The organism is Taibaiella koreensis, from assembly GCF_003545715.1.
Taxonomy (GTDB): Bacteria; Bacteroidota; Bacteroidia; order Chitinophagales; family Chitinophagaceae; genus Taibaiella; species Taibaiella koreensis.
This window is the reverse complement of record NZ_QVNU01000005.1, coordinates 289,715-309,055: the sequence shown is the minus strand read 5'-3', so window position 1 is coordinate 309,055 and position 19,341 is coordinate 289,715. Positions and strand designations below refer to the sequence as shown.

The 19,341-nt window shown below is 51.8% G+C and carries 19 protein-coding genes; 12 read left to right on the top strand and 7 right to left on the bottom strand.

The window, feature by feature from the left end; genetic code table 11:
- The first annotated feature begins 77 nt into the window (after positions 1–77).
- The 7 genes from aroB to DZK30_RS17615 all read left to right on the top strand — a co-directional run bounded on the left by aroB (position 78) and on the right by DZK30_RS17615 (position 5,760).
- Positions 78–1,094, top strand: coding sequence for a 3-dehydroquinate synthase (gene aroB, locus DZK30_RS17645; RefSeq protein WP_118975485.1), 1,017 nt, complete (start codon positions 78–80; stop codon positions 1,092–1,094).
- Entirely contained in the window at positions 1,095–2,405 is a 1,311-nt protein-coding gene (gene aroA / locus DZK30_RS17640) for a 3-phosphoshikimate 1-carboxyvinyltransferase (RefSeq protein ID WP_118975484.1), read from the top strand.
- Entirely contained in the window at positions 2,402–3,394 is a 993-nt protein-coding gene (locus tag DZK30_RS17635; protein ID WP_118975483.1) for a chorismate synthase, read from the top strand. The genes aroA and DZK30_RS17635 overlap by 4 nt, the downstream gene beginning before the upstream one ends.
- 82 nt (positions 3,395–3,476) lie before the next feature.
- Entirely contained in the window at positions 3,477–3,992 is a 516-nt protein-coding gene (locus DZK30_RS17630) for an LptE family protein (protein WP_118975482.1), read from the top strand.
- Between the two features lie 31 nt (positions 3,993–4,023).
- Positions 4,024–4,827: a hypothetical protein gene (locus DZK30_RS17625; RefSeq protein WP_118975481.1), complete on the top strand. Its 804-nt coding sequence runs from the start codon at positions 4,024–4,026 to the stop codon at positions 4,825–4,827.
- A 3-nt stretch (positions 4,828–4,830) separates the two neighbouring features.
- Positions 4,831–5,157, top strand: a complete 327-nt coding sequence (gene secG / locus DZK30_RS17620) for a preprotein translocase subunit SecG (protein ID WP_118975480.1) — start codon at positions 4,831–4,833, stop codon at positions 5,155–5,157.
- Positions 5,158–5,307: 150 nt separating this feature from the next.
- Positions 5,308–5,760, top strand: a complete 453-nt coding sequence (locus tag DZK30_RS17615) for a protein-disulfide reductase DsbD domain-containing protein (protein ID WP_118975479.1) — start codon at positions 5,308–5,310, stop codon at positions 5,758–5,760.
- A gap of 372 nt (positions 5,761–6,132) precedes the next feature.
- Here the strand turns inward: DZK30_RS17615 and DZK30_RS17610 are convergent, their stop codons facing one another.
- On the bottom strand, positions 6,133–6,648 hold the full coding sequence (locus tag DZK30_RS17610) for an RNA methyltransferase (protein ID WP_118975635.1): 516 nt from the start codon (positions 6,646–6,648) through the stop codon (positions 6,133–6,135).
- A 133-nt stretch (positions 6,649–6,781) separates the two neighbouring features.
- Between DZK30_RS17610 and DZK30_RS17605 the strand changes: the two genes are divergently transcribed.
- Positions 6,782–7,084 carry an ATP-dependent Clp protease adaptor ClpS gene (locus tag DZK30_RS17605; protein WP_240432947.1) on the top strand — a complete coding sequence of 101 codons (303 nt, stop codon included), beginning with the start codon at positions 6,782–6,784 and terminating at the stop codon, positions 7,082–7,084.
- 55 nt (positions 7,085–7,139) lie between these two features.
- On the opposite strand, the gene DZK30_RS17600 is transcribed toward DZK30_RS17605, so the two are convergent.
- From DZK30_RS17600 to DZK30_RS17590, 3 genes are all read right to left on the bottom strand, one after another.
- Entirely contained in the window at positions 7,140–8,708 is a 1,569-nt protein-coding gene (locus DZK30_RS17600; protein WP_118975478.1) for a sodium:solute symporter, read from the bottom strand.
- A gap of 205 nt (positions 8,709–8,913) precedes the next feature.
- Positions 8,914–9,603, bottom strand: a complete 690-nt coding sequence (locus DZK30_RS17595; protein WP_118975477.1) for a hypothetical protein — start codon at positions 9,601–9,603, stop codon at positions 8,914–8,916.
- A gap of 53 nt (positions 9,604–9,656) precedes the next feature.
- Positions 9,657–11,057: an FAD-binding oxidoreductase gene (locus DZK30_RS17590; RefSeq protein WP_118975633.1), complete on the bottom strand. Its 1,401-nt coding sequence runs from the start codon at positions 11,055–11,057 to the stop codon at positions 9,657–9,659.
- 42 nt (positions 11,058–11,099) lie between these two features.
- Between DZK30_RS17590 and DZK30_RS17585 the strand changes: the two genes are divergently transcribed.
- Both DZK30_RS17585 and DZK30_RS17580 read left to right on the top strand, forming a co-directional pair.
- Positions 11,100–11,693: a L,D-transpeptidase family protein gene (locus DZK30_RS17585; RefSeq protein ID WP_118975476.1), complete on the top strand. Its 594-nt coding sequence runs from the start codon at positions 11,100–11,102 to the stop codon at positions 11,691–11,693.
- 203 nt (positions 11,694–11,896) lie between these two features.
- Positions 11,897–12,445: an inorganic diphosphatase gene (locus tag DZK30_RS17580; protein ID WP_118975632.1), complete on the top strand. Its 549-nt coding sequence runs from the start codon at positions 11,897–11,899 to the stop codon at positions 12,443–12,445.
- Between the two features lie 98 nt (positions 12,446–12,543).
- On the opposite strand, the gene DZK30_RS17575 is transcribed toward DZK30_RS17580, so the two are convergent.
- The gene (locus DZK30_RS17575; protein WP_240432946.1) at positions 12,544–12,945 is read right to left on the bottom strand and encodes a DUF3574 domain-containing protein; all 402 of its coding nucleotides are present in this window, start codon (positions 12,943–12,945) and stop codon (positions 12,544–12,546) included.
- A gap of 120 nt (positions 12,946–13,065) precedes the next feature.
- On the opposite strand from DZK30_RS17575, the gene polA reads away from it, so the two are divergent.
- Positions 13,066–15,891, top strand: coding sequence for a DNA polymerase I (gene polA, locus DZK30_RS17570; RefSeq protein WP_118975475.1), 2,826 nt, complete (start codon positions 13,066–13,068; stop codon positions 15,889–15,891).
- A gap of 124 nt (positions 15,892–16,015) precedes the next feature.
- Positions 16,016–16,171, top strand: a complete 156-nt coding sequence (locus DZK30_RS25945) for a hypothetical protein (protein WP_162903195.1) — start codon at positions 16,016–16,018, stop codon at positions 16,169–16,171.
- A gap of 63 nt (positions 16,172–16,234) precedes the next feature.
- On the opposite strand, the gene DZK30_RS25940 is transcribed toward DZK30_RS25945, so the two are convergent.
- The gene (locus DZK30_RS25940) at positions 16,235–18,586 is read right to left on the bottom strand and encodes a collagen-like protein (protein WP_205529480.1); all 2,352 of its coding nucleotides are present in this window, start codon (positions 18,584–18,586) and stop codon (positions 16,235–16,237) included.
- Between the two features lie 99 nt (positions 18,587–18,685).
- On the bottom strand, positions 18,686–19,195 hold the full coding sequence (locus DZK30_RS17560; RefSeq protein WP_118975474.1) for a T9SS type A sorting domain-containing protein: 510 nt from the start codon (positions 19,193–19,195) through the stop codon (positions 18,686–18,688).
- Positions 19,196–19,341 lie beyond the last annotated feature (146 nt).

Below are 19,341 nucleotides of genomic sequence, written 5' to 3'. Positions count from 1 at the left end.
TTTGTGCAAAGCCTTGATGATACTGTCGCAGCTTATTTTTTTATCCGGATATTTGTAAGACCCTTCCAAACAAAACAATGATACAAGAAACCATTGCGTATACTTCCGCCAGCACCGCCCTTTACTTTGATGCATCGCTGGAAAAACTTAAGGAGCTGGCGCCCACGGCAAACAGCTTCATACTCACCGATGAGAACCTCATGATGCATTACCAGCAGGCCTTCAAGCCCTGGCAGGTGATTACGGTGCCAGCCGGCGAAAGCGCCAAGACGCTGGATACCCTGGACGATGTGATCCGTCAGCTGATCGCGTTGGACGCCGGCCGCGACGCGACGCTCATCGGTATCGGGGGTGGCGTGGTGACCGATATCGCCGGCTTTGCAGCAGGTATCTACAAGCGTGGCATCCGCTGCGGTTTTGTGCCCTCCTCAGTGCTGGGTATGATCGATGCCGCCATTGGCGGAAAGAACGGGTTGGATATCGGTGAGTATAAGAATATGATGGGACTGGTGCGGCAGCCGGAATTTATTCTTTATGATTATGCCCTGCTGGACACTTTACCCGAAGAAGAATGGATCTGCGGCTTTGCAGAGGTGATCAAGCATGCGGCCATTAAAGACAAAGAAATGTTTGCTTTGCTGGAACAGCACACTTTGGCCGATTTTCGGAACGATAAGGCCCTGCTGGCCGACCTGATCTATAAAAACGTATTATTGAAAGCTACTGTAGTGCGGGAAGATGAATGGGAGAACGGCGACCGGAAGCTCCTGAACTTCGGACATACGCTTGGGCATGCGATCGAGAACAGCTATGAGCTCTCACATGGACAGGCGATCAGTATCGGCATGGTCTTTGCTGCCCGGGTATCCGAATCCTGCATTGGCTTTAAAGAAACCGGCAGGTTGATCGCATTGCTGGAAAAATATGAGCTGCCGGTCCAATTTCCTTTCGACAGCAGGCAGGCATTACATTATATGATGGCCGATAAGAAAAAGATAGGAGAGAAGATAGGCTATGTGCTACTTGAAACCATTGGCTCGGCCGTCGTACATCCTTTATCTATAGACGAGATCAGAACTTACTTAAATTCATAAATGCAGGTACGCATTCATCCCTCAGCGGTGAAGGGAACATTGACCGCACCGGCTTCCAAGAGCGTGATGCAACGCGCTTGTGCTGCTGCGTTGCTCCGTGGCGGGCAAACCGAGATACACAACTATGGCCGGTCTGACGACGATAAGGCCGCTTTGCGCATCATACAGGCCTTGGGTGCCACCGTCACCCACCTCGATGAGCAAAGGCTGCGCATCGAATCGCCGGGGAGGGTAGCGGTGCCGGCCGGTATATTGCTGGACTGTGGCGAAAGTGGGCTTTCGATGCGTATGTTCAGCGCTATTGCTGCTCTATATCCCGGTACCATTACCCTTACTGGTAGTGGTAGTCTGCTGACGCGACCCCTGGCCTTTTTAAAGGAAGTGCTGGAGGCGCTGGGCGCTACCGTACAGCTCACCGGGGATACATTGCCCATACATATTACAGGACCCATGCAGCCGCAGGACATTACCGTGGATGGATCCCTTACCTCGCAGTTCCTTACCGGCCTGCTGTTTGCCTTTTCTGCGATAGCGCATCAGGGTGCAACGATAAGGGTAGAACAACTGAAAAGCAGGCCCTACATCGATCTCAGCCTGAAGGTGATGGCTGAATTCGGTATGCGCCTGCCGGTACAGGAAGATTATGCGTCCTTTCATTTCCCGGAAACGGATGTGCTGCCCGAGCCACCCCCTTTGTCCTATACGGTGGAGGGCGACTGGAGCAACGCCGCCTTCTTGTTCGTCGCCGGTGCGCTGGCTGGCAATGTTGTAGTCGAAGGACTGGATGTGTTCTCGGAGCAGGCCGATAAAAAGATATTGGAAGCCCTGCAGGACTGCGGCTGCAGGCTGTCCATACAGGCCGATCAGATCGAGGTAACGCAGCATGGCCTGAATGCTTTTCATTTCGATGCTACGGAATGTCCCGATCTTTTCCCTCCGTTGGTGGCGCTGGCCGCTTATTGCAAAGGCACTTCGGTTATAGAAGGCGTGCACCGCCTGGAGCACAAGGAGAGCAATCGTGCACATAGCCTGCAGCAGGAAGGACAGAAGCTGGGCGTTGCTATTACCGTGCAAGACGATAAAATGATCATTAAAGGTGGCAACCCGCTTGCCGGCGCTATGGTACAATCACATCACGATCACCGGATCGCGATGGCCTGTGCTATAATGGCTTTAGGCGCCGGTGGACCGGTAACAATCATTCATGCCGAAGCCGTGAAAAAGTCCTATCCCGGCTTCTGGGAACACTTGTCCCTGCTCACACAACAAGCCATTGTTTATTTGCCTTATAAAAATGATGTGACCATATGAATACATTCGGAAGGCTTTTCAGGGTCAGCATATTCGGCGAATCCCACGGGCCCTGTGCCGGTGTGAGCATTGATGGGGTGTTGCCCGGGATAGCACTGCGTGAAGAAGATTTTTTGCCCGACCTGGAACGGCGCAAAGGGGGCTTGCAAAAAGGTACGACACCCCGTAAAGAAGACGATTACCCCCTGGTGAAAAGCGGCCTGTTCAATGGACATACCACAGGAGCGCCATTGACCGTTCTATTTGAAAATAATAATGTCCGTAGCGCCGATTACGAGAAGCAACGGGCGATACCCAGGCCGGGACATGCCGACTGGGTCGCGCACCAGAAATACGGCGGCTTTGAAGATTACCGGGGCAGCGGGCATTTCAGCGCCAGGCTTACTGTGGGCATAGTGGCTGCGGGGGTAGTAGCCAAAAAGATACTGCAGGGAATTACAATTGAAGCGACCCTGACCGAGGTCGGTGGCGAAGAAGATAGCGATAAAGGTCTTCAGAAGGCAATCGATGCAAAGGATAGCGTTGGCGGGATCATCAGCTGCCGTGTAGCAGGATTACCGGCAGGACTGGGAGAACCTTTCTGGGATAGCGTGGAATCGCTCATTGCGCATGCGATGTTTGCCATACCGGCAGTTAAAGGCGTTGAATTTGGTGCGGGATTTGGCGCGGCGCGCATGATGGGCAGCGAGCATAACGATGCCCTGGAAGATAGCAGCGGCAAAACCAGCACCAATCATGCCGGTGGTATCGTGGGTGGGATCACCAACGGTAACGAGCTGCTGTTCCGGATCGCAGTAAAGCCTACAGCCTCCACACCAAAGGCGCAGCGGTCGCTGAACTGGGAAACAGGGCAGCAGGAAGATTTCTCTGTTAAGGGCCGCCATGATCTCTGCGTTGCCCTGCGTGCACCGGTGATCGTGGAGGCGATGACAGCGTTGGTGCTGGCCGATCTGCTGCTCATCAACCGTTCGCTTCGTCCTGTGGCCTGATGATATGCTGATGCCGTGTTCTGCAAGTGCCCTGCGCTATGCCCCGGCTTAATTGAAGAATAAGCCTTAATTTTGCCTCCTTATGAAATATTTCCGTTTGTGGCTGTTGGGAATAAGCATTTGCCTCTTGCCGCTGCTGAGCGGTTGTTACAGCCTGACCGGCGCCAGCATCAGCGGCAAGACCATCAACGTCAGAACGCTGGAGAACCGGGCGCTCAATGTAGCGCCAACGCTGAGTACAACGCTTACCGACAAGCTCCGGAACCGCATCCTTTCGCAAACCGGCCTGGCTGCAGTCAATGCGGAAAATGCGGACTACGATCTTAAAGGAACGATAACCGGCTATGCGGTAAGCCTTACCGGCGTGCAAACCGTAGGTAATGGTGTGCCTCAGGCGACGCAAAACCGGTTGACGATAACAGTTGAGGTCGATTTTAAGAACCGGTTGGACGAAAAGGCCAGCTTTAAGCAATCTTTCAGCCGCTTTTACGATTTCAACGCGCAGCAGCAGCTGCAGGCGATCGAAGCCGCGGCAATAGAGGATATCGGCAACCAGATCGCCGACGATATATTCAATAAAGCGTTTGTGAACTGGTAGTGTTGCTGCGACAGTAAAAACAATAAAAAAATTGATCACTACAGAGAGAATATCGGCATGGCTTCAGGAGCCGCATCAGCTGCAGGAAGTAGCGCCTAAGGCGCTGGTGCAGCTGGCGAAAGAGTATCCCTATTTTGCGCCGGCTCATTATCTGAAATGGATAGGCGCACAGCAGGGGCCGGAGGAATTATGGATTTTGCAGCAAATGCACCCTGTAAATCCGGTGTTGCTGGGCAACCTGTTGGCCGCCGCCGCACAGCCGGAGCCGCAAGCAGAACCCCTGCCGCTTCCTGCGCCCGGCGACAACCTTCCCAGGGTAGACAGCGGGTCGATAACGGACGAAACATTGCTGGTACAGCCCGTATCGGCCGAAGATTATTTTTTACAGCAGGGTATCCATATATCCGGCGACTTGCCGGAACTGAGCGAAGTACGTACACCTCACGCAGATACCCCTGAAAATGAAGACGAAAAAGAAAAATCGCTAATGGTAGTCATGAGTTTTGCTGAGTGGTTGAAACACATCAGCTCCAAAAATCAAAAGGCAAAAGAAGAAGAAGCCGAGCAAAAGGCATTAAAAGCCATGTGGCAGCAGCAAAAGCTGGCTGCGGCTATCGAGGAAGAAAGCGAAGAAATACCGGAACAGGTATTTGAGATGGCTGTAAATTCTATTTCCAGGAAAGAAGAATGGATAAGCGAATCGATGGCAGAAGTTTATGTAAAGCAGGGCAAGAAAGGGAAAGCCATTGAAATATACCAAAAATTAAGTTTGCAGAATCCTGAAAAAAATGCTTATTTTGCTGCCAAAATTGAAAATTTACAAAAAGATATATAAACAATGACGAGTTTATTAATTATTGTGATCATCCTGGCCTGTGTGGTGCTCGGCTTTTTCGTACTGGTTCAGAAACCCAAAGGCGGTGGCCTCTCCGGCACTTTCGGCAGCCTGGGTACACAGGTAATGGGTGTAAAGCAATCGGGCGATGTGATGGAAAAAGGCACCTGGTACACCATGACGATCATTGCTGTGCTGTGCATCGCTACCGTGTTCTCACTCGATATCATCAGTCCTGCCAAAGCGGCCAAGGAGCAGCAAAAGACCCAACAGCAACAGCAGGGTGGGCAGCAGCAACAGGGCGAAGGCCAGCAAGCTCCGGCCAAATAGACTGCAAACAAAATATGCTATAGGACGAACCCGCTTGTTCCAGGCGGGTTTTTTCTATGCCGGTGTTAAACGGACCCCGGGGTATTGGCGTCTAATTTCGTCTATAGGTATAGCAGAAATCAAAAACATCTTTTGACTAAAAAAAATGATATGAAACTGATCTTATCGGTGCTGGCTGCCCTGATTTTTATGCCATTTGCCGGGAAAGCGCAATCGACCCCTAATCCTGTTCACTGGCAATTTTCCGTAAAGAAAATGGACAATGACCTGTATCGTTTCGAAGCCAAAGCAACCTTGGATGCGGGCTACCACATCTGGGCCCAAGACCCGGGCGGAGATGGCTCGCTGATCCCCACCAGCTTTACAGCCGAAGCTGTACAGGGCGGATGGGTAGGCGACTGGAAAGAAAATGCGCAGCCGAAGACCCAAAAGCTGGAGTTTATCGAAGGCGCGATTCGCTGGCATGAAAAGAATATTACCTTTTTCCGCGATTTCAAAGGGAAGCATGGTGATAAGATCAAAGGCGCTGTACAATACCAAACCTGCAACGATAAAATGTGCCTGCCACCGGCAATAGAGAATTTTGTCGTACCGGTGAATTGATGTGATTTTGGGGTGTGAGATATGAGTATTGGGTATTGAGATTTTGGAATTTTAAAGTTGGCAGTTGACAGTAGGCATGATCGGCCCGTTCCCTTCCCATTGCCAATTTTAATCATTGCCAACTATTGCTCCCTACGAGTTGAAAGTTTGCAGTTTGCAGTAGGCATGATCAGCCCGTTCCCTGCCCATTGCCAACTTACCCATTGCCAACTATTGCTCCCTACGAGTTGAAAGTTGGCAGTTTGCAGTAGGCGATGATCGACTTGTTCTTTGCCCATTGCCAACTATTGCTCCAAGGAGTTTTAAAGTTGGCAGTTTGCAGTAGGCAAATACCAACTTGTTCTTTGCCAATTGCCAACTCAACATTTAAGCTTACACCAGTCGCCTTCTCGCTATTTCCCATAGTACAATACCTACCGTAACCGAAATATTCAGGGAATGCTTGGCGCCCCATTGCGGGATCTCGATACCGCCGTCGCAAAGCGAAAGGGCTGCCTCGCTTACACCACTGACTTCATTGCCGAATACCAGTGCCACTTTCTCATCTGTTGCAAAAGCAATATCCTGCAGAGAGGTACTGTTATGAAGCTGCTCTACTGCCCATATCCGGTACCCATCGGCTTTCAGCCGTTCAAGGGCTGTGGTTATTTGCTCCTCATAGATCCAGGGAACTGTTTCTGTTGCGCCAAGCGCCGTTTTATGAATATCACGATGAGGCGGTCGCGGTGTATAGCCGCAAAGTGTAATGCCTTGTACGTGAAAGGCATCGCCGCTGCGGAAGGTTGAGCCTACATTATGCATGCTGCGCACATCGTCGAGCACCACCTGTACCGGGAACCGTGAAGCGGCTGCCGGGTCGCCCGGTTGTGCCCGGTTGAGCTCGGTCATGCTCTTTTTAACAAAAGCGGGTAAATCCATAGCCTGCAAAGAAAAGAAATGTTGCGGGGGAAACATATTGTTTGCTAATTTTGTACCGGAAATCGTAAAAAACCAATTTACGTTAACGCAAAAGACCGTTACTATGGAACCGTATCAAAAAACCATGTCGGAATTCAACCCCTGGAAACAGGAAGAGTTCGATACCGATGTGCTGGATGCGCAGCTGCATCATCTTATCGTATGGAACGATGAGGTGAATACGTTTGACTGGGTGATCGAGTCCTTGATAGACATCTGTTCCCATACGCAGGAGCAGGCCGAGCAATGCGCATTGCTGATCCATTACCAGGGAAAATACGCAGTAAAACGAGGCGACTTTGATACGCTGAGGCCAATGTGTGAGGCTATGATCGACAGAGGGATCAACTCCACTATAGATAATTGAAAAGACGCGGAACCAGACCGCGTCTTTTTTATTCGTATCCTTTTCTTTCCATCGCTCAGGCAACCACCGCCTGAGAATGAATTCCTTTCTCTTGTGTACGACGTGAGGCCGCCAACAGCAACAAAAAGGTGATGGCCGCATTGACGATCAGCAGCTCCACACCAATCTTATACTGGCCAAAAATGCTTTCGGAAAAGTGCTGCAGGCCCAGTTTGCTTTCTTCAGACAAACCTATTTTAGGAGCATACCATTGGTAATTATTCACCACATCGATCACCAGGGTCAGGCACAGGGCCAGCAGGCAAACGATCAGCGGCGATTTGGGTGCTACGGTCCGGCGGGTAAGGATTCCAAAGGCGAATAAGCCCAGCAGGGGACCATAAGTAAAGCCTGCCAGCTTCAGCAGGATGTCTATGAGCGACCCATTGTCAACTTCCCTGAAGAAAAACACGCACACGAGGAAAATCAACGCAAAGACATTATGTACGATCAGGCGGGTCCGGGTCTGTCTCTTTTCCAGGCTCTCTTTACTGCCGGCCTGTCCCTTTTTCTGCATGCCCAATATATCGATGCAAAACGACGAGGTTAGGGCCGTGAGTGCACCGTCGGCACTGGGAAATAAGGCGGAGATGAGCCCGATCACGAAGCAAACTGTAATGAAGAAGGGAAGCTGGCTTTGCAAGGCAATGGCAGGGAAAAGATTGTCCCCCTTGTCCGCGATGCCGTTGGCCGATGCATACAGTACCAGCACGCCGCCCAGGAAGAGGAAAATAAAGACGACCAGCATCTGTAACGTACCCATCACTACTATATTCTTTTGCGAATCCTTCAGGTTGCTGACACTAATATTCTTTTGCATCATTTCCTGGTCAAGCCCGGTCATGGCAATGGTAATGAAAGCGCCGCCCAGGATCTGCTTCAGGAAGAAATTGCCGGGCAGGGGATCCGAGGCAAAAATCTTCGTCATTCCTTTTGCCGATACGGCAGCCCAGGCCTGTCCCAGGGAAAAGTCGAGCTTTCCGGCCAGGTAAAACAGGCTTACGATAAGCGCCAGCAGCATAAAGGTTGTCTGCAGGGTATCGGTCCATACAATGGTTTTAACGCCTCCTTTAAAGGTATACAGAAGGATCAGTCCCAGGATCACCACAGCCGTCACTTCGAAAGAGATCCCCAGGTCTTTGAGTACAAAGAGTTCCAGCACCTTGATCACGAGGTATAGCCGCAAGGTAGCGCCCAATGTGCGTGAAAGGATAAAAAAGAAGGCCCCTGTCTTATGCGCATTTACGCCTAACCGTTTCTCCAGGTAGGTATAAATAGAAGTCAGCTGCATTTTGTAGTATACCGGCAGCAGCACATAGGCGACAATAAAATAGCCCAGCCAATAGCCGATCACCACCTGGAAGTAGCCGAAGGCGCCCGCGCCCACGGTACCTGGTACGCTGATAAAGGTCATGCCGGAAAGCGAGGTGCCGATCATACCGAAGGCGACCAGCCACCACTTGCTGTTGCGGTTGCCGACAAAGAAGGATTCGTTGTTGCTGCCCCGGGCCGTATAAAAGGCCACGCCCAGCAACAACAGGAAATAGGCGAGAATAATCGTGAGCAGGATCTGCTGATGGTTCATTCCGTATTAAAATTAATGCTTGACAGCAGCAAATGTAATGGTTAAGTTTTAAACGGAAGACTCGGACCATAGGTGTGATAAGCCTGATGGCGTGTAAAGTGTTTGAACGGCAACTGGGTTTTGCCGGTCCCGGTGCTGCTTTGTGCACCGTTAATAAAAAAGTCCGCAACCGTTAGCTGCGGACCCAAACAAAATAGATTGTCTTTTAAAAACCTATGGTGAAGCCTACCCTGAAATCGACGCGATCGGCATAAGGGCTGATCGAGTATTTTTCCCCATTCTGATCGGTGCGGGTATTACCGGGCAGGTCCTGCAACACATCATAGAATGCCATAATGAATATAGAGGAGTATTCGCCGATCGGCTGGCGGTAGCCGGCGCCCAGCAGCAGGCTGGGAACGGTCACTCTTTTTTTCACGGGCATAGGCCATCCGTCCTTGTCGGCCGGGTAGCCCATGGTCGGATCATAATAGCTGAGGTTGTTCAGCTCAAATTCGGCCTGCACCATAATATTGGGTATAATAATGTATTTGCCCCATATGCTTCCGCTGTAGATAGACTGCGACAGGGGCAGGTATTTGGTCTCGCTGGTATACAGGTTCTGGGTCAGGAACGCATCTTTCTGGCGGTAATAGTTGTACCCGAGCGTGACGCCGGCGGCAAATTTATCCGTAATGCGGTAACCTATTGAAGGCGCCACATAAATATTGGTAATGGTACCGAAGGTCAATCCCAGCCCACCGCCAAATACCATACGGTTGAAGTCGAAGCCTTTTTTCTGCTGGTTTTCCTTGTACTTAGCCTGCCCGGACTTACCGGTGCTGTTGTATATTTCCTGGGCTTGTGCCGTCATCCAGCCGGTAAACAGCAGCGCCAGTAAAACGATCTTTTTCATAAACGTATTTTGGTCTGTTATACAGTACAAAGGTACAGGAATTCGGGATTCGCCTAGATTACTTTTCCCGGGTTCATGATGCCCGTAGGGTCAAACAACGTCTTGATCTGTCGCATCAGAGCCATTTGTACTTCGTTGAACACGATATCCATATACGGGCGCTGTACCAGGCCTATGCCGTGCTCGCCCGAGAGTGTTCCCTTTACTGAATGTACGTAAGTAAAGATCTCGCGGATGGCGGCCGGCAATCCATTGTGCCAGAAATCATCGGAAAGCGTTCCTTTTACGATATTCACATGCAGGTTGCCGTCCCCGGCATGTCCATAGCAAACGGAGGAAAACCCATATTTATTGCCTGTATCCTTCACCACCTTCAGCAACTCTGGCAGGCAGGCCCGGGGTACTACGGTATCTTCCTCCTTATAGATCGAGCCGCTCTTCACCGCCTCACCTACGACCCGGCGTAAGCGCCATAGCGCGGCCTTCTGACTGTTATCCTCAGCCAGCAGCAGTTCGCCGGTATCAAACCCTTCCATAAGCGCCGCTATGCCCTCCATTTCCCGGAACAATACCGCTTTGTCTTTGCCATCTACCTCGACCAGCAGGTGTGCCTGCACGGCCTCGGGAATGACAATGCTGCTGTCGTCCAGGTAGCGCTGCGCGCAGGTGAGCGCATCCCGCTCCATAAACTCCAGCGCCGAGGGTGTGTAGCCGGCCAGCATGATCTGATTTACGGCTTTGGCTGCATCGCCTGCATTATGAAAAGGGATGAGCATCAGCAGGTTCTCTGCAGGGTAGGGCAGCAGCTTCAGCACGATACGGGTTACTACGGCCAGCGTGCCTTCGCTGCCCACGATCAGCTGCGTCAGGTTGTAGCCGGTGGCATTTTTCAGCGTATTGGCTCCTGTCCATAAGATCTCGCCATTGGGCAGCACGATCTCCAGGTTAAGCACATAATCTTTCACGGTGCCGTATTTTACGGCCCTGGGGCCGCCGCTGTTCTCGGCTACGTTGCCGCCGATAAAGCAGGAGCCGCGGCTGGCAGGATCTACCGGATAGAACAGGCCTTTTTCCATCACAGCATTTTGCAGCACCTCTGTAATGACGCCGGGTTCGGTGGTCACCAGGAAATTTTCGGTATCGATATGGGTGATGCGGTTCATCCGGCCCATATCCAGGCACACGCCGCCATGCACGGGCAGGGCACCGCCGCTGAGACCGGTTCCGGCGCCCCTGGGGGTAACGGCAATGTGATGCTCGTGGCAATAGGCCATAATACGGCTGACCTCCTCAGTAGTTTCGGGCTGCAGTACGATCTCGGGCGGAAAATACAGGTCTTCTGTTTCGTCGGAGGCACACCGGTCGATATGCTCTTTGTCCGTCAGCACACGTGCAGGCGATAAAAGTTTATGGAAAAAATCCAGGTCGGGCGTCTCTGTTTTTTTGAAGGGCATACGTGAACGGGAGTACATAATCTTTAAAGAACAAGCAGCGATATGGTACAAAAATCCACTTTTTCCCAGGCATTCAAAAGAATAATTTTCTTCAGCAGCCTCGCTTCTGCCTGCTTCCTGTATTCCTGTCAGGCCTCCGGCGCCGATGAAAAACCAACGCTTCAGCAACGGAAGCGGCAAGCGCTTAAAGGCAGCCAACCGGCATTGCGCGGCCCGGTCGACAGCCTTGTGGTCTATAAAGGCAACAGGGAAATGATTGCGTTTCGCAGGGGACAGAAAGTAAAGACCTATATCGTATCGCTCGGATCGGCGCCGGAAGGGGCAAAGCGTATGCGCAACGATAACAAAACACCCGAAGGGCTCTATTATATCGATGGCAAAAACGGTGCCAGCAGCTATCATCGCAACCTGGGCATTTCCTATCCCAATGCTGCCGACCGCCGCTATGCCCGCACACACGGGCTCGACACCGGCGGCGATATCAAGATCCATGGCTTACCCAATCAGCCACGCTACAGCACTGAGGACTATCTCTACCACGACTGGACCTGGGGTTGTATTGCCGTTTCTAACGAAGAGGTGGAAGAGCTGTACCGCTATGTCGCCGTAGGTACGCCCATTCTCCTGTTGCCCTGAAGCCGTGATACCGCTTGCTTCTGTAAATACAATCAACAGCCTCTGGCCTTCAGGTTTAGGGGCTTTTTACCTTTTGAAAATGAGATAACGGTTATTTTTTGCCTTTTTTATCATTTCCTTTGCCCGCATACCTTATCTTTGCAGCCTCAAAAAAATACCTCTACGCATCTATGCTAGATTCTTTGACCCAGAATACCCTTCATATGCAGTTTAATCCTTGGCATACAGTTAGTTATGGTGATATCTCCGGCGACCTTGTCAATGGTATCATCGAAATACCCAAAGGCTCCCGCGCAAAATATGAGCTGAATAAGGAAACGGGCATGTTGATGCTCGACCGTGTGCTGTACTCCTCTGTATACTACCCGGCGAATTATGGCTTTATTCCTCAGACTTATTGCGATGATGGCGATCCGCTGGATATCCTTATCCTGTCGCAGATAGAGATACAACCACTGTGCATGGTACCGGCCAAGATCATCGGCGTAATGCGGATGCTCGACCAGGGTGAGGCCGACGATAAGTTGATCGCCGTGTGCGCCAACGACATGAGCGTAGCACACATTAACGACATCGACGAACTGCCCGCCCACTTCCTGGCTGAAGTACGCCAGTTCTTTGAAGAATATAAAGTGCTCGAGAAAAAAGTAGTGAAGATCGAAGAATTCCAGGGCGCCAAGCTGGCCAAAAAGATCTTCCAGCACGCAGTGAATGATTACAATGAAAAAATAAGGCCAACACTGGATCTGTAGCCACGGCGGAGCGTTGCTTCCGCCTGCGCTTTCCGGTATTTATTCAATAGACACAAGCATACGGTATGGTTCCGTATGCTTGTTCGTTTTTAATCGTGTTAAGGTGTCTGGTTCAGGAAATGTACGCCTGAACGCATGTCTGAACGCAACACGCTCTGTTGCCGGAAACGGCGCAGGTATTGCTGCGCAATACTGTCGATGGCGTTACTCCTTTGCTTGCCGGCTTTGCCAAAAAAGGTGACTACCTTGGTTGGTTCGGTGATGGTCTCGCCGGTTTTCGTGTCTTTCCAGCGACCTTTGGCCTCCCATTCGGTATAGCCTTCAGGGAAGTAATGGCTGATAACACTGTCGCTGAATGCTTTCCATTCCTGCTCGCTCACCTGTCCGCCACCGGGAATATCCCGGCCGAAGTAGAGGTCGCTGCGCTGGTAGCTGGCGCAGGAAGCGAGGCCGATATAGCTCAGGATCAGCCAGGTTTTCATAGGGTGCCTTTTCATCATTCTGGTTGTTTTGGTGTGATCGCAAAGCTAAACTTAATTACCATGAATGATGGCAGCGGCAACCGGCCGCGCGTTCCTTTTCTTCGTATTTTTGCAAGCCTTCAAAAAAGACAACTACATATGCCGGATAACCCTAAAAAACTTTTTCTCCTGGATGCCATGGCCCTGGTGTACCGGGCCTACTATGCCCTGATCCGCAGTCCGCGGCTCACCAGCAAAGGCCGCAATACCAATGCCCAGTTCGGGTTTACCAATACCCTGTTCGATCTTATCCAGAAAGAAAGACCCACACATATGGCTGTGGTATGGGACACGCATGCGCCTACCGAGCGGCATACCGATTTTACCGATTATAAAGCCAACCGCCAGGAAGCGCCGGAAGACCTGTTGGACGCGCTTCCCGATATCAAACGTATCGTCAAAGGGTTTAATATTCCCTGCCTCGAGCTCGATGGTTATGAGGCCGACGATATCGTAGGCACGCTGGCGCTGGAAGCTGCAGAAAAGGACTACACAGTCTATATGGTCACACCCGATAAGGATTATGGCCAGGTGGTGCGGGAAAACGTATTTATATATAAGCCGGGATACAAAGGCGGCACTTTCGAGATACTAGGTGAAAAAGAGGTATGCGAGAAATGGGGTATTTCCCGGGTAGCGCAGGTAATCGATATCCTGGGCCTGATGGGCGATGCGGTGGATAATATTCCCGGTATTGCCGGTATTGGTGAAAAGACCGCTGCCAAGCTCCTGGCCGAGTACGATACCCTGGAAAATGTGCTTGACAATGCCGATAAGATCAAAGGCGCCCTTGGCGAAAAGATCCGCAATGGCCGCGAAAGCGCTATCATGTCCAAAAAACTCGCTACGATCATTACTAATGTGCCGATCGAATTCCATGAGGAAGACTTCCGGCTGAAAGAATGGAACGAACCGGAGTTGACCGAGGTATTCAACGAGCTGGAATTCCGTACCCTTGGCAAGCGTATCTTCGGAGAGGCCCGTCCTATGGGCGACCCGGCTATTGCCAGCGGGCAAAAAGATCTCTTTGGTAATGATGTGACTACATTGCCGGCCACGCAGCCCGATCCCGGCCAGGGCGATCTGTTTGCTTCCCTCGAGGGCTTTAATACCATAGAGAATACCGAGCACGAATACCACCTGGTCAATACGCCGGAGGCGCTGCAACAGTTCCTGACAGCGGCGCAGCAACAAAATGAAATATGCTTTGATACGGAGACTACCGGTACCGATGCTATGCGCGCCGAACTGGTAGGCTTTAGCTTCAGCTGGAAGAAGGGCGAAGGATATTATATCCCCTGCAGCGCCGACGAGCAACAGCTAAAGGACTTGCTGGAGCAGCTGCGGCCTTTGCTGGAACGGGAAGATGTGTTGTGGATTGGCCAGAATGTAAAATACGATCTGCTGATGCTGAAAAATTACGGCCTCGGCCTCAGAGGCCGGCATTTCGATACCATGCTGGCACACTATAGCCTGGAGCCGGAAGGTAAGCGGGGTATGGATCTGCTCAGTATGAAATACCTGCAGTACCAACCCGTAAGCATCGAAACGCTTATTGGTAAAAAAGGAAAAGGGCAGGGTAATATGCGTGATGTGGACTTACCACTGATCAAGGAATACGCCGCCGAGGATGCCGATATTACCTGGCAGCTCAAGGGTGTTTTCGCACCATTGCTGGAGCAATCAGGTGCGACGGAGTTGTTTGAAAAAGTAGAAAATCCCCTGGTGCCGGTATTGGCCGATATGGAATTTGAAGGTGTGGGGATCGACGTCGGCTTCCTGGAAGAATATTCCAAAGAGCTGGGACGGGAAATCGGGGAAGCGGAAAGGAAAGTATACCAGTTGGCCGGTGTGGAATTCAACCTGGCCTCGCCCAAGCAATTGGGCGAAGTACTGTTTGAGAAAATGAAGCTCGACGAGAAAGCGAAAAAGACCAAGACCGGTCAATATGCAACAGGCGAAGATGTGCTGCAGAAGCTGCGTGCCCGGCACGAGATCGTCGACAGCATCCTGGTATTCCGCGAATACAGCAAGCTGAAGTCGACTTATGCCGATTCCCTGCCGCTGATGGTCAACCCGAAGACGGGGCGCATCCATACTTCTTTCAACCAGTCCGTAGTGGTGACGGGCCGTCTGAGCAGTAACAATCCGAACCTGCAGAACATTCCCATCCGTACCGACAGGGGCCGTGAGATACGCAAGGCTTTTATTTCCTGTGATGAGGACCATGTATTGCTTTCGGCCGACTATTCGCAGATCGAGCTGCGCGTGGTGGCTGCCATCAGCGGCGATACAGGCATGATACAAGCCTTCCGTGACAATAAAGATATTCACCGGGCTACAGCAGCTAAGGTTTATGGCGTAACAGAAGAAGAAGTGACCTTTGAGCAGCGGCGCAACGCGAAGGCGGTCAACTTCGGCATCATTTACGGGCAATCTGCCTTCGGCCTGGCCGATAACCTGGGCATCAGCCGTTCTGAAGCGAAAGAGATCATCGAGAATTATTTCAAAGAGTACCCTTCCATTAAGCAGTATATGGATAATTCCATAGCCTTCGCCAAGCAGCATGGTTATGTGAAAACCCTTATGGGACGCAGGATACGGCTGGCCGATATCAATTCCTCCAATCAAACGGTGCGGGGCTTTGCCGAAAGGGTAGCGATCAATGCCCCTATCCAGGGTTCAGCCGCTGATATGATCAAGCTGGCGATGATCAAAATAGGCCGCGCGCTCAAAGATGCGGGTGTGAAATCCCGTATGATCCTCCAGGTGCACGATGAGCTGGTATTCGACGTACCTTTGCAGGAGATCGAACAGGTGAAGACCATCGTGCTGGAAAATATGCAATCGGCTTTGGCCTTGCCCAACGATGTGCCGGTAGTGGCCGAATCGGGTACCGGGCGCAACTGGCTGGATGCGCATTAAACCGGTCTCTGAGCTTGTCGAAAGACAACAATAACATATTATTCCGAACAGATCCGGCAACCGTGAGCGGGAAAAGCCATAGGGTGTTGCCGGTTTTGGATTGATCATTTAAACATAAATAGCGATGCGTGCAGAAAGCAAAAAGGAGCTGCCGGCGATGGAAACAGGGGAGATGGAGCAGCAACCTTTCCTGATGTGTGCCCGGCTTTGCGAATTCAAGAAATGCTGTAAAAAGTACAAGGAGGGCAGGCGATGTAAGAAATGTCCCAAGAAGCATTAACCTGATACAAAAAGAGAAGTCAAGTTTTCAAAACTTGACTTCTCTTTTTGTATTGTCTATAGCTTATCGACGCATCATCGCAGGTGTCTTCGACAGGTTTTCCTTTCTTACATTCACAGGCGCCTTGTTGATCTTCAGCGCCGGGTCTTTCTTCAGTTCAACCGGATTCAGGTACTTGCCTTTGTTGTTCGCTTCTTTTTCCACTTCAGGCTTTACGCGATGCGCATCGGCATAAGCATCGTGGCGGATACCAGTTACCTGCCAGCTTACTTCGGTATTGGGCTCGCTGGTACGGATCTGGAATTTATTGCCGGATACTTTTTTGCTGATGATAGCTTGTGCGAAGGTGCCGCCGATTACGGTCAGCTGATAACGGAAATCCTTATTCAACGCTTCGAAATAGTCGGGCAGGGTTACGGTAACATAACCGCTGGCATCGGTAGTCACATTGCCGTTGTATACGTTCATCATATCGGGGCTTTCCACGAAGGAGTGGTACAGGTATTTGTTGGCGGGATCGAGCGGGTGGTCGATCTTAAAGGTACCCGCCGATTTGGCCAGACTGCCGTTTACCTGCACATCGCCGTCAAAGTAACCGGCATAACCAACTCCAAAGGTACTGGTTGCACCGCTCACACCATAAACGCCATAGTTGATATCGCCGCCTTCAGCAAGACCATAGACGCCATATTTGACACCACCCAGCACGGGGAAACTAGGATCGTAAACAGTAGCCAGACCGCAAACAGCAATGCCGGTATCGGCGGAAAAGGAGTTGCCAAAGAGACCGAATACGGTACCTGTGGCGCTGGATTCGCCATAGGCACGCACGCCTATATTGCCGCCTACACCCATGATGCCGGTACCTGTAGTGGTATTGGTTGCCGCCGGAGCCGACTGGGCCCAGAGCCCCACACCGCCATTGGTATTGTCAAACGCCCTGATCACACCATTTGGAAAGTACAGACTGCTGTTAAATGTTGTCATAACAGGGATGGTGTCGGTGGCGACGATATCCAGTTTGGCGCCAGGGGTAGTAGTGCCTATGCCTATACTGTTGTTAACGTTATACATGCTGGAGTTTCCTACAGCAGTAGCGCTGGTAAATTTCGGAATATAATTTGCAGTACCGTTCACGCTACCACCACCACCGGAGGGTAGCGGTACGCTGTTACCATTGGAAATGGTGAGGGTATTGCCGCTGATGCTGAGCGTCTGTGCATCGGGACCGACGGGGCCTTGCGGACCAACAGGACCGGCAGGACCCTGCGGTCCGGCAGCTCCTGGGCCACCTGTAGCACCGGCGGGGCCAACAGGCCCTTGAGGTCCGGCAGCTCCAGAAGCTCCGGTCAAACCTGTAGGCCCGGCCGGGCCGGTAGCACCAGTGGGACCAACGGGACCCTGGGGACCGGCTGCACCTGCAGCCCCTGTCAAACCAATAGAACCAGTGGCGCCCGTAGCGCCGGCGGGACCAACAGGTCCGGCTGGACCTTGTGCTCCGGCAGGGCCTATAGGACCGATAGCGCCGGTAGTACCCGCAGCACCCACAGCTCCTGCAGGGCCTTGCGGACCCGCAACACCAGCAGGACCTACAGGACCGGCAGGGCCTTGGGGACCAACAGGACCGCCGGAAGGACCTATAGGCCCCTGAGGACCGGCGGGACCAACGGGACCGGCTGGACCGGTTACACCTTGCACACCGGCTGGGCCCACAGGGCCAATGGGGCCGGCGGCACCGGTAGCACCGGCAGGACCAGCAGCACCGGTAGCGCCCGCAGGACCTACGGGACCAATAGCACCTGTTGCACCCACCGGGCCAATGGGTCCGGCAGGACCTGTAAGACCAATGGTACCTGCGGTACCCGCAGGACCAGCGGGGCCGGTGGGACCAACAGGACCTGCTATACCGGCAGGTCCGGCAGGACCCGTAGCGCCATCAACGCCATTGGCACCATCGACGCCAGCAGGACCGGTAGCGCCGGCAGGCCCCTGGGGACCCGTTGCCCCTGTTTGTGCATATAAGGCATAAGGAACGCTGAGCAGCTGAGCAGCGCCCAGGTCGGTATAGTTGCTGCCGCCGGCAGGGTCGATCTCTACTTTCACATATTTATTACCGAGGCTCCAATCGACATCGGTCATAGCGCCGGAAACTGCGGTGCCGCCACCGATGGCTACATTATACAGGCCATAAGTATTGGTGTTCACCGAATGGGTTTCACTATATTCGACGGTACCGGAGGCAGAACCATCCAGAATTGAAATACGCAGCGCGATAGCCTGGCCGGAAAGTGGCTCGCCACTGGCGTTACGGGCGATACCCTGATAGTTGAATTTGCCCGGAGCCTGTGCCATAGCGCCTCGCGTAGAAAGCAGCGAAAGGGCCAGCAGCGGGATGAGAATATGGAGTTTTTTCATTTTGATAGAATGGATAAGTAATTGAAATAATGTGGGATTGAGACAAACAAATGCGCCTTCTGCCAAGGGCAAAAGCATTAGAGAACCGGTTGTTCGCCACTAATTGATTTTTTGGACCTTATAAGCGTTGCGATACAGCTTTCCTTTCTGATTGAAGCTGACCTCAAGCGAATAGGTGCCGGAGGCAAGGCTCCTCAGGCTTATGGACTGTTTTTCCTTGCCGGATGAAAGGGGGCAATCCTTACGCTGCATCATACGGCCCAGCACATCATACAAGACATAAGAAAGCGTTCCGCCTGTTGTGAAACGGGGCTGAAGGAAAATCGTTTCTTCGGCAGGGTTGGGATAAATGTCGAGGGCGCCGGCAAAGAATTGTTTATCGTCGATGCCGACTGTCTTCTTATTGGGTTGCAATACGCCCGGTGTGATGACGATACCGGGGCCGCTCAGGGTAGCGGGCAGCAATTCGCCTATAGCATATTCGTAGGTGTTGCCGGCAATCGCAGTGCTACCTCCGGTGGCATTTATTGTGCTAGGGCCAATACTTTGTGCCCGCGCAGCCATAGTTCCCAGGCATAGGGAACACATAACCGTAAAGGTTTTTCTCATGGGATAAGGTGGATTTTAAAGCAAAGACAGCAGGATTTCTAAGACTATCTTAACAGAATGCAAATTTAACTATACTTTTAAATTCTCCAAGTTGACAACAACACTTAAAAAATATTTTTTAATTCTCATTTTATTACATCCATAAA